At 60.0% G+C, this 10,881-nt stretch carries 8 protein-coding genes and 2 pseudogenes; 8 read left to right on the forward strand and 2 right to left on the reverse strand.

Annotated elements, in window-relative coordinates:
- On the reverse strand, nucleotides 1-955 hold a 955-nt coding region (locus K8U03_25965), incomplete at its 3' end, for a serine/threonine protein kinase (protein MCE9608347.1).
- 769 nt (nucleotides 956-1,724) lie between these two features.
- On the opposite strand from K8U03_25965, the gene K8U03_25970 reads away from it, so the two are divergent.
- The 6 genes and pseudogenes from K8U03_25970 to K8U03_25995 all read left to right on the forward strand — a co-directional run bounded on the left by K8U03_25970 (nucleotide 1,725) and on the right by K8U03_25995 (nucleotide 8,038).
- Nucleotides 1,725-2,207, forward strand: a complete 483-nt coding sequence (locus K8U03_25970) for a hypothetical protein (protein MCE9608348.1) — start codon at nucleotides 1,725-1,727, stop codon at nucleotides 2,205-2,207.
- Nucleotides 2,204-3,046: a PD-(D/E)XK nuclease family protein gene (locus tag K8U03_25975; GenBank protein ID MCE9608349.1), complete on the forward strand. Its 843-nt coding sequence runs from the start codon at nucleotides 2,204-2,206 to the stop codon at nucleotides 3,044-3,046. Before K8U03_25970 ends, K8U03_25975 begins: the two co-directional genes overlap by 4 nt.
- A gap of 46 nt (nucleotides 3,047-3,092) precedes the next feature.
- Nucleotides 3,093-3,260 (forward strand): hypothetical protein, encoded by a 168-nt coding sequence (locus tag K8U03_25980; protein MCE9608350.1) that lies wholly within the window; start codon nucleotides 3,093-3,095, stop codon nucleotides 3,258-3,260.
- Between the two features lie 135 nt (nucleotides 3,261-3,395).
- Nucleotides 3,396-3,494: pseudogene (locus tag K8U03_25985) on the forward strand (transposase).
- Between the two features lie 701 nt (nucleotides 3,495-4,195).
- Entirely contained in the window at nucleotides 4,196-4,813 is a 618-nt protein-coding gene (locus K8U03_25990) for a sigma-70 family RNA polymerase sigma factor (GenBank protein ID MCE9608351.1), read from the forward strand.
- Between the two features lie 90 nt (nucleotides 4,814-4,903).
- Nucleotides 4,904-8,038 (forward strand): protein kinase, encoded by a 3,135-nt coding sequence (locus K8U03_25995; GenBank protein ID MCE9608352.1) that lies wholly within the window; start codon nucleotides 4,904-4,906, stop codon nucleotides 8,036-8,038.
- 11 nt (nucleotides 8,039-8,049) lie between these two features.
- On the opposite strand, the pseudogene K8U03_26000 reads toward K8U03_25995, so the two are convergent.
- Nucleotides 8,050-8,334, reverse strand: a pseudogene (locus K8U03_26000) (oxidoreductase).
- A 402-nt stretch (nucleotides 8,335-8,736) separates the two neighbouring features.
- On the opposite strand from K8U03_26000, the gene K8U03_26005 reads away from it, so the two are divergent.
- Nucleotides 8,737-8,904 carry a hypothetical protein gene (locus tag K8U03_26005; GenBank protein MCE9608353.1) on the forward strand — a complete coding sequence of 56 codons (168 nt, stop codon included), beginning with the start codon at nucleotides 8,737-8,739 and terminating at the stop codon, nucleotides 8,902-8,904.
- Nucleotides 8,905-9,063: 159 nt separating this feature from the next.
- A partial coding sequence (locus K8U03_26010; GenBank protein ID MCE9608354.1) for a protein kinase occupies nucleotides 9,064-10,881 on the forward strand: 1,818 nt, incomplete at its 3' end.

The raw sequence follows: 10,881 nt of genomic DNA on the forward strand, positions 1-10,881 counted from the left end.
CTTGCGGCCGCTTGGCGATCATCTTGTGAAACGCCTGCTCCAGCGACCACGGGGCGTCGTCGAGCGTCTTTACGAGGCTCGGCAACTCACCGTCGCGATGGGCCATCAGCCGGCCGATCATCGTGTCGGCTTCGTAAACTTTCTTGCCCGTGAGCAGGAACCAGAGCGTGCAGCCGAGCGAGTAGATATCGGCCCGACCGTCGACCCCCTTGGTGTTCGCCGCTTGTTCGGGACTCATGTAGTCGACCGTGCCCATCACTTGCTCGGTGGCGGTGAGGCCGTCATCGCTGTTCTCGATGCGGGCCAGGCCCATGTCGAGAATTTTGACCGTGCCCTTCTTGTCGACGAGCAAGTTCGCCGGCTTGATGTCGCGGTGGATGACTCCTTCGGCATGCGCGAAGGCAAGCCCTTTGGCCGCTTGCAGCACATAGTCGACGGCCTGCTCGACCGAGCACGGACCGTTCTTCTTGACGAGGTCCGAAAGGTCGCCGCCGTCGACGAACTGCATCACCAAATACTTGACGTTGCCGGCCTCGCCCGAGTCGTAGGCCGTGACGATGTTCGGGTGTTCGAGCCGTGCAGCGGCTTGCACTTCACGTTGGAAGCGCTTCACGGCCGCTTCATCGCGCATCGCCGCGCCCGACATCACCTTCAGCGCCACGACGCGCTTCATCCGTCGATGCTGCGCCTTGTAGACGCTTCCCATTCCGCCGGCGCCGATCTCGGAGAGGAGCGAATACTCTCCCATGATCAGCCGCGCGCCGCGGCCGGCGAGGATCTCGGCGGCTTGAAAATCCGTAAGCTTCTTCTGCGCCACGAGAAGCCGGGCGAACGCTTCGCCGTCTTTCGGCCGCTCGGCGGCGGGGCTCGCAGCCCACGACGCCTTCACATCCTCGCCGGTCATGAGACCGGAGGCGACGAGCGATTTTCCGAATTGATCAACCGAAGCGGCCATAGATCCCCCATGAAGTAGCGGGAATCATGATAACCTTCCTTACAGCGGGAGCCACTATGACAGCTGAAAAGTGCTTCGTTGTGTCGATACCGGCTCGCGATCGCGGAGAGTTGTACGCAAACGCCGCGACTGGAGTGAAGTGGGTGCCCCGATCCTCGGTATCTCGAAACATCTCCGGGCGAACGATGGTGCGGGCGGCCGAACCATAGCGTCGGGACGCGAACGCTCGGCTATCGCCGCACGGGGAGTCGTGACTGGATCGCACCCTCGCTCCCGAGTCGCACAAACAATCGCCACTAGCTCCCCTCTTTCCGTCCGAAGCCTGTGAGTAGCGTCTAAGTGCGCACCGGCTAACGACTTCGACTAACACTGGAGCGGGTGTTAGTTCGTGTAAGTCAGCCGAAGCGATTTAGCTAACAGCATCTAACACTCCGTCGAGTGTGAGTTCAAATGCCGTGAATTGCAGCATTTGAGGTCATTTAACACTAATCAGGCGAGAGCGGCAGGCCGAGTTCTCTACGCCGGTCTGCCGATGCCTCCCTCGCGACCGTCTGAGGCCCGCCACCGGTCAACGTCCGGACGCCCGTCATCGGGGACGGCGCTATGGAGCGCCTCACGCGCCCCTAGAGCGCTCCCGCGCCCCAAGGCGCTGTCCCAGGGCCGTCTCGGCCTCCGTCGCGTCCAGCGCTGCGCTAGCGCCCTTAAAAGACGATCACCGCGCCTTGTTCGCATTACCCATTTTCACATCTTCCTCAAGCCGGAGATTCCCATGCTCAGACTCAACGTCGGTTTCACGAAGAAGGTCGGCGAAGCGAACTACGGCTCGCGCGGTGCGGCCGTGAACTTGGAACTGGAGCTCGATTCGTCGCTCGTCGGCGATGCGGATCGGCTGAAGGATCGGATTCGGCAGCTCTTCGGGATGGCGAAGACCTCGGTCGATGAAGAGCTAGCCGCCGGTGCGACTCAGCCGGCCGCGAACGGTCACACGGCCAACGAGCGCGCCGGCCATCAAGCCAACGGCCAATCCAACGGCCGGAGCGGCACTCGTCGTCGTGACGGCACCCGAGCCGCCACGGCGAGCCAACAGCGGGCGCTCGCCGCGATCGCCGAACGGCAACAGATCGATCTCGGCGACAAGCTCCACGCCATGTTCGGTGTCCGTGATCCGGCCGAGCTGACCATCACGGAAGCGAGCAGCCTCATCGACGAACTCAAGGGGGCCGGAGCGAACGGCAACGGAGGCCGCCGATGATCGGGACGCCGGTTCGACCGGCTACGAGAGCGAGTCCTGCGCCGCAACCGACGCCTCCCAAGCCGGCGCGCGACTACCTCAGTTACTCCGCCGTCACGACGTACCAAGGCTGCCCTCTCCGGTACATGTTCCGTTACATCGCCGGCCTGCCGGAGCGGACCATCTCGGCGAGTCTCGTGTTCGGCAGCGCCATCCACCGCGCCGTCGAGCATCACTTCAACGAACTACTGGCGGGCAACGAGCCGCCGCAGCTCGATGCCTTGGTCGGCGAATACGATCGCCATTGGCGAGAAGCCGATCCGCAGACCGTGCGGTTCGGCAAGGACGACGATATCGAATCGCTCGGAGGCTTGGCAACCAAGATGCTCGGGGTGTTTCAAGCGAGTTCGCTAGCCGATCCGGCCGGCCGGATTATCGGCGTCGAAGAAGAGCTACGCGGTGCCGTCGTGGCCGGCTGTCCCGACGTACTGGGCAGGATCGATCTGTTGGTCGAGACCGCCGACGAACTCGTGGTTACAGATCTAAAAACGTCTCGTTCGAAATGGTCGCGGGAGCAAGCCGACGACTCGGCCGGGCAGCTACTGCTCTATCACGAGTTGGTGCGAGACTTCTCGCCACACAAGCGAGTCCGGTTGCAGTTCGCCGTTTTGACCAAAGCCAAGGAGCCGGTGATCGACCTGCACGAGGTGCCGGCCGACGCACGGCGGATCGATCGGACAAAGCGGATCGTCGAACGTGTCTGGAAGGCCATCGACTCGAAGGTCTTCTACCCGGCACCGTCAGCGATGCAGTGCCCGAGCTGCTCGTTCCGCTCGGAGTGTCGGGCGTGGACCGGCTAAATGCGGACAAGAAACATCAACGAACATTTCAAACAGGAATTCTCGAATGAATACCTTCACGTGTGAACAGCTGGCGATCGCCGGCCTAACGGCTGTTACGATCGCGGTCATCATGACGCCGACCGCCGGCCTTTGGATTTGGCTCGCCCTCGGCCTCGGAGCGTGGGCCGCATGGGTTTGTGTTAGCGAGGTCGAATCAGCGGTCGGTCGATAATCGCCGACTTCGGTCGCGCTGATCTCCGATGCCATGGCAATGAGTCATGGCGTCGGAGGTCATGCTCTGATCCAACCTCCTCCGTGGCTGTTGCTTTTCCTTATCTATCAGCGAGCCGTCAGCCGTTCACACGGCTATCAGGCGAAGTCCTGGCAACAAGCACGCCGCGTGGTGGCCAAGGTCGAGTGGCATCGGGGCGAGTTGTTCCCGCGCGTGGGCTTCTCCGTACCGTCGAAGCTCGCCGTAAACGCGCGCTTGAGAAAATGGGCACGCGTAGTTTGTCGGAGATCGCAGGGGTTCTCAATCGCGCCGGGCTGCTTGGTCCTTCCGCGTTGCCGGACGCTCCGACCGAAGCGACGATTAGACTGGCGACACCTCCTCGCGTCGATCGCGTTCGAGACGACGTTCAAGACCGCGCGGTGCAGCCCTTCGGCGTCGAACGTGAGGTTCGGCATAAACACGGCCGGCTCATAGTGCAGCTGCACGTTCCGTTCTTTCGTGCGCCCTTCCATGAGTTCCACGACTTCGCCGACCACTTTGTTGAAGTCGGCAGGCTGCATCTCCGGTTCACGCTCCTTGCTGAACGTGAGCATGTCCATGACCATGTGCGAGATCGTAACGACGTAGCGTGCGAGTTGCGGTGGCCATCACCCGATCATGATTGCCCCCACCGGCAGAGCAACCGGGCGGATGGCAATCAACGGCCCGGATCGGCTAAAATGGCGAGAACTCGCGCACATGAGTACCGAATGTCGTGAGAATCAGCTGGTATCAATACTACGGCAGGTCTGCAGGAATACGTCGATCGCCAAATTTGGCTGATTTAATTGCGTCGATGCAACCATATAGATAACTTGCTAATTGTCGATTCCGTTTCGGGTGGCGTACACCAAGGTGGAAACTGAATCGTCGACGGCGGACTCAGACCCGATTGCATGCCTGATTCTATGACGTCGCTCCACGATTCGTCGTCCACTTCACGCAGCCTGATCGAGCGGGCCCGCTCGCTTGACGCCGAAGCGTGGCGGCGTTTATGTGAGGTCTACGGACCGGTCGTTTATCGTTGGGCGAAGGGGAAAGGGTTGCAGGCGACCGACGCCGCCGATATCGGACAGGAGGTGTTCCGCGCCGTGGCGATGAAAATCGGCACGTTCCGTCGAGATCGGCCGGGCGATACGTTCCGCGGTTGGTTGTGGACGATTACGCATCACAAGCTAGGCGACTATTTTCGCACCCATAACAATCAGCCTCGTGCCGTCGGCGGTTCAACGGCCCGACTGGAACTCCATGAGCGGGCCGAGGATGGGTCGCTCGATTCTAGTGTCGGCGACGATGCCGACGCCGAACGTGAGATCTTGCATCGCGCGCTGGCGCTAATTCGCGTTGAATTCGAGCTGACGACTTGGCAGGCTTTTTGGCGTACGACGGTCGACGGCCTGTCGATCGACCAAGTGGCCGCCGAAGTGAACTTGTCGGCGGGAGCGGTTCGGCAAGCTAAGTATCGTGTGCTGCGGCGATTGCGCGATGAAATGCGGGATGAAAACGCGACCTAGAAAAAGTCGTGTGACGCGCCGCCAATGTACTTTCCAGCCGCCTCGGAATGTGTCTGAACTGCGGCTCCTCTCCCAGCGAAAGAACAAGCCATGCACCCGCAACGCGAAGAACTGGCCGCTTACCTTGTCGGGTCGCTCCCGGAATCCGGGGCTCACGTCGTCGAAGGGCATGTGCAATCCTGCCCTGAGTGCGAAGCGACACTCAATCTGCTCGGTAACCGCAGCGACACGATGTTGGAAAAGCTGCGCGGCGGGCCACCAGCCGTTTCAGCCGATGCCGAGAGCGCTTGTCGGGCAATGGTCGAAGTAATCAAAGACCTCGGACGCGACCCGACTATTCCGGGCGCAGCGGCCGCAACGCCTGAGGCCGCCGAACTAGGAAGTCTACGCGAGTACAAACTTTTAAAGAAGCTCGGCGAAGGAGGCATGGGCGCCGTCTATCGCGCCCTGCACACGAAGCTCGACAAGATCGTCGCTCTGAAGGTATTGCCCGGCGGGCGAATGCAGAACTCCGATGCGGTCGCTCGTTTCGAGCGCGAAATGAAGGCGGTCGGCAAGCTGCGGCATCCGAATATCGTCGGGGCGTTCGACGCCGGGGAGGCCAACGGAATGCATTTCCTTGTGATGGAATTGGTCGACGGAGAAAACCTTTCGGCGCTCATCAAGCAACATGCTCCGTTGGCGGTCGCCGATGCTTGTGAATTGGTCCGGCAAGCGGCCGTCGGGCTGCAGGAAGCCCACGAGCACGGAATGGTTCACCGCGATATTAAGCCGTCGAACCTAATGCTTACGGTGGAGCGTCGCAAAGGTTTGACGACCGGTACCGTCAAAGTTCTCGACATGGGCCTGGCACTCCTCGATGCTTCGCAGCCCGGCGGCGGCGATCTCACAGGAACCGGCCAACTGATGGGAACGCTGCACTACATGGCTCCCGAGCAAGCCAATGACACGCATGCCGTCGATATTCGGGCCGACATCTACGGCCTGGGCGTGGTGTTGTACGAACTGTTGACCGGCAAGATTCCGCTCGAAGCGAAGCGAAACCAGTCGATCGTTTCGAAGCTGATGGCGTTGACGAACGATCCGACTCCTTCGATCGGCGAACTACGACGCGACCTGCCCCCTTCGCTAATCGGGCTTGTCGATCTGATGTTGGCCAAAAAGCCTGGGGAACGGCCCGCTGCGCCCGACGATGTCGCGACGGCACTCGAACCGTTTGCGGTCGAGCATCACATCGCCGCGCTGCTCGATCCGACGGCGGTTAGAGCCCCACGAGCCGTTGCCTCGGCAAACAGTTCGTCGGTGTCGTTCACCATAAAGCCGACGGCCGCGACTACGGTCGCAGCACGACGAAGTCCACCTCGCATTCCGCCGCGCGTCGCGCTCGGCTTCGCCGGAGCGGCTGCGTTCTTCATCGCGCTCGGCGTGTGGTTCGTCGTGCGAGACAAAGACGGAAAAGAAATCGCCCGCGTTGAAGCGCCGGAGGGTAGCAGTATCTCGATCGTCACGCCCGAAAGCTCCACGACATTGCCGACCAAGAAGGCTCCCGTTCCGACGATTACCTCGCCCGCGAAAACGGCCGACGTTGTCCGCCCCCTCGTCGAACAATCTCAATACGTCGAAACTGCGGAATTCGCGGCTTGGAAGCAGAAGGTCGCCGGGTTGTCCCCGCCGGAGCAACTGGCTGCGATCTTGGCGAAGCTGAAGGAATTGAATCCCGGCTTCGACATGCAGGTGGTCAAACACAAGATTGAAGGGGGCGTCGTTACCGTACTCAAGCTCCCGACGGACCAGATCTCCGATATCTCTCCCCTGCGAGCACTTTCCGGACTGGCCTCGTTGGAACTCACTGACGGCACCGTCGGCGACGCGCGTAAAGACGCGATTGATTTGATGCCCTTGTCGAGCCTGCCGTTGCGGCACTTGGTACTGATCGGCAAGCGTATCTCCGATCTTGCGGCGCTGCGAGGTCTGAAGCTCACGTCACTGAAATTGGCTCGGACGCGCGTCACCGATCTGACTCCGTTGCAGGGGATGCCGCTGCAGGCACTCGACGGTGATGAACCCGCGTATCCAGAGGCCACTCTGGCGGCACTCGACGTCCTTCAGTCGATCAAGACGCTGGAAACTGCATTCGGACGCCGGTTTGTCGAACTGCAAAACGAGCGACCGACGCTAGAACAACTCGTTGCCTTGGTACGGGAACTGCGCCAAGCAAACCCCAACTACGACGGCACGGTCCGGCGGTACAAATATGTCAATGGGCGCATAACGGAACTCGTACTGGATGCTCCCGGGCTAAACGACTTCTCCGCACTTGCGCCATTGAAGTCGCTTGAGTCCCTCATTTTGAGTCGAGGTAATTACTGGCGACCGACAAACCTAAGCGCGCTCTCCGGATTGCGGCCGACCAAACTCGGTTTGGGGGGCTGCGAGATCGAAGATTTATCGCCGTTTCGAGACATGCCGCTGAGTTGGTTGGAGATCTCCCATACACGTGTCCGTGACTTGTCGCAGTTGAAAAAGATGCCGCTAGTCGATCTCCTCTGCACCAACACTCCCTGGCGCGACGGGGCCGCGACGTGTAATTTCCTGAAATCGATACCGTCGCTCAAGACGTTCAACGGCAAGCCGGCGGCCGAGTTTTTCAGTGATCCGGACGGGGTCGCCGAACTGGAAACGCTGCTGCAAAAACTAGCTGAGGCCAATCCCGAGTACGACCGGGCCGTCCGCAGCCGCAAGTTGGAAAACGGTCATCTCACCGAGTTGAGCCTGGACGACGATACGCTGAAAGACTTCTCGGCACTGCGAATGCTGCCGGCGTTGAAGGTGCTCGATCTGGGCCGTGGTCATACGTGGCATGCGAAGGATTGGACCTTCTTGCAGGAAATGAAGTTAACCGGCCTGAACCTTACGGGGGCACAGATTGCAGACCTCGCTCCTTTGAAGGGAATGCCGCTAGCGGAGTTGGATTTGTCTCATTCCAAGGTTCTCACGGATCTGCTGCCGCTGAAAGGGCTGCCGCTGAAAAAGCTGAGGCTTGATGGCGATGTACCTGTGACGGACTTGACCCCACTGACCACGTTGCCCCTCGTCGAACTCCAATTCGATAAGCTCGACCCTCAGCGCGACGCTCCGATTTTGAACTCGATCAACACGCTCAAAATGATCAACCGCGTGCCGGCCGATTCGTACTGGAGGAAAGCCGGAATTCACTCGCCGTGAACGGTCACCTCGATCGGTTGTGTCGGCGTCGAGAGCCACTTCGGACAGAGCATCACCGGCCGCCGGTCGGTCAATGATTTCAGCAGTTGATAGGAAAGGCTGCCCGCTCCGACGACCATCCCCGCTCGGAACTCGATGGTTTCGATTCCCGACCGCTGCAGAATTTCGCCGACTTCATGGCGGCTGCGTAGGTGCGGTGAAAGTTCGGGATCGGCATCGTCTCCCAAGCCGCCAAGGTAGATGATGCGCTTCACTCCAGCCTTCCTAGCGGCCGTGGCGAAAGTGGTCGCCGCTTTCGCTATCGGGATTGCGACGCTCCCGGCGAGTTTGATCTTCGGGGCGTTGTACCAATCGCTTGGGCCGCTGGCGGCGTTCGGCTTCGGTGCCGGGTTAGCCGTGGTTGCCGCCGTGCTTCTTCTCGGTGTTCAGGCGAGTTCTCACGCACCGACGCCATCCTGAGACTTACCTCCGCCGAATGCGCCTCTGGTGATCCGATCCGAATTATGCAAGGCGATGCGCGCCGGCCCAGCAAACATGCCAAGCACGCCGAATCGCCTGGCAGTTCCACGTTGCCCCGTACTTCTCAACCTCAGCCACCGGAGGTCCCTGTGACCATACCGATCAATAACCGTGTCGCAGCATCGGCGACGGTGTCGACGCCGAACGATGTCCAGCCGCGAAAGCCGGCGAGCCAGAACATGACGGTGTCCACGATCGAGCAGGCCGTGGCGCTCCGCAGCACGCTTCGCACCGTCGCACGTCAGGCCGTCGAACTGGCCCGCTCACTCAAGCAACAGAAGCGGCAAGCCCGGATCGTCGCGACCACGCTCGCGTCGCTCAAGGAGCTTCAGAAGGTGGCCGGCTAGAATCGGAGTGCTGCGTCGCCGGCTCAACCAGGTTGCGTTCTCCTGACTTGCTTCAGCGTTAAAGCACCTGTTTCCGAGTTCCCATCGAAAGTCTGGACGTTTAAAGCTTGGCCGGGCAGAATTTCCACTATTCCAAGCGGGTGGCTATACTGACCGACTATGGCCATCGCCCTCGAAACCGTTGTCAAGCAGTTGGAAGACAGCGGGATCGTTGCGCCCGGCAAGCTCGAAAACTTCGTCCCGCCGAAGGCCAGTCCCACAAGCGTTGAAGCACTCGTTGCCGAGTTGGTCAAGGAACATCACCTGACCAAGTTTCAAGCGGCTCAAGTAGCCGCAGGGAAATCCAAGTCGCTGATCCTCGGCGAGTACACGATCCTCGACAAGATCGGGGCGGGAGGAATGGGCCAAGTCTTCAAGGCCCTGCATCGTCGGATGGATCGCCCCGTGGCGATCAAGATGCTGCCTCCGGCCATGATGAAGGATGCAGCGGCGATTGCCCGCTTCGAGCGAGAAGTCCGAGCGGCAGCGAAACTTCGCCATCCCAACATCGTCGCCGCCGACGATGCCGGTCAGGCCAACGGTGTCCACTTTCTCGTGATGGAATACGTCGAAGGGCAAGACCTTTCGCAGTTGGTCAAGAAGAATGGCCCGTTCCCCGTCTCCAAGGCAACCAACTTCATCCTGCAGGCTGCTCGTGGGCTGGAGTTCGCTCATAAGAAGGGCGTAGTCCACCGAGACATCAAGCCAGCGAATCTTCTTCTTGATAACGAAGGTGCGGTCAAGATTCTCGACATGGGCTTGGCTCGCATCGAAACGGCCGGAGACACGGCGACGCAAGCCGAACTGACCGGTACTGGGGCGGTGATGGGGACGGTGGATTACATGAGCCCCGAGCAGGCGTTCAACACGAAGCACGCCGACGCCCGAGCCGATATCTATAGTCTCGGCTGCTCGCTGTATTATTTGCTAGGCGGCAAGGCCACCTACAGCGGTGAAACGATCATCGAGAAGATCCTGGCTCATCGTGAGAAGCCGATCCCGTCGTTGCGAGAGCTTCAACCGGATGCCTCCGAAGATCTTGAAACGATCTTCAAAAAGATGGTCGCTAAGAAGATCGAAGATCGTTACCAGACGATCACGGAGGTCATCGGAGACTTGGAACGCTTGGGGGCGGGCCAAGCAACGTCGCTGAGCATCGGACAGTCGGCCAGCACGAATGTCGATCTCAGTGCGATGACGTTTCTCAAGAACATCCCGATTCAGGAAACGGTTCAGAAAACGAAGGGGACGAAGAAAGCGATCGCCGTCGCTAAGCCGAGCGAAGGCAAGCAGCCGCCTAGGAAGAACAAGACGGTGCTGATCGGTGCTGCGTTCCTCGGTGTGGCGATACTGGCGGGCATCATCGTTTCGCTGCGGACCAAAGACGGTACGCTCATCGTCGAAGTCGATCAGCCCGATGCGATGGTGCAGGTCTTGGATGCCGAAGGCAAAGTCGAAGTGAGCCAAAAGGGCGGCGTCGGCAAAGTGTCGATCTCGGTCGATCCCGGCAAGCATCGACTCAAGGTAGAAAAAGACGGGTTCACCGTCTTCGGACAAGAGTTCGAGATCGAGTCGGGCGGCGAGAAAGCGATCACGGCGAAGTTAGTGCCGATGAAATTGGTGGTAGTTCCCGCTCAGCCGAGTCAGCGGTGGACCACACCCGCCTTTCAGCGATGGATGAGAGACGTTCAAGCCATGCCTGCGGAGGAGCAGGTCAAGGCGGTGTCCAAAAAATTGATGGAGTTGAATCCGGGGTTTGATGGGCAGTTGACGGACGTCAATGCAAGAGGAACGCCGAAGATTGAGAACGGTGTAGTGACCGAGTGTAGTTTTGTCACTGATAACGTAACCGACATTTCGCCGGTACGAGCGTTGCTTGGATTGAAGACTTTGAAGTGTTATGGCAGCAATTGGAACAACGGGATGCTTGCCGATCTG

The sequence above is a fragment of the Planctomycetia bacterium genome, assembly GCA_021413845.1.
Taxonomy (GTDB): Bacteria; Planctomycetota; Planctomycetia; order Pirellulales; family PNKZ01; genus PNKZ01.

Excerpts from the sequence above, each read along its gene's own strand:
- K8U03_26005 (MCE9608353.1), top strand. The coding sequence starts at position 8,737 with ATGACGGTGTCCACGATCGAGCAGGCCGTGGCGCTCCGCAGCACGCTT.
- K8U03_25970 (MCE9608348.1), top strand. The coding sequence starts at position 1,725 with ATGCTCAGACTCAACGTCGGTTTCACGAAGAAGGTCGGCGAAGCGAAC.
- K8U03_25975 (MCE9608349.1), top strand. The coding sequence starts at position 2,204 with ATGATCGGGACGCCGGTTCGACCGGCTACGAGAGCGAGTCCTGCGCCG.
- K8U03_25995 (MCE9608352.1), top strand. The coding sequence starts at position 4,904 with ATGCACCCGCAACGCGAAGAACTGGCCGCTTACCTTGTCGGGTCGCTC.
- K8U03_25980 (MCE9608350.1), top strand. The coding sequence starts at position 3,093 with ATGAATACCTTCACGTGTGAACAGCTGGCGATCGCCGGCCTAACGGCT.
- K8U03_25990 (MCE9608351.1), top strand. The coding sequence starts at position 4,196 with ATGCCTGATTCTATGACGTCGCTCCACGATTCGTCGTCCACTTCACGC.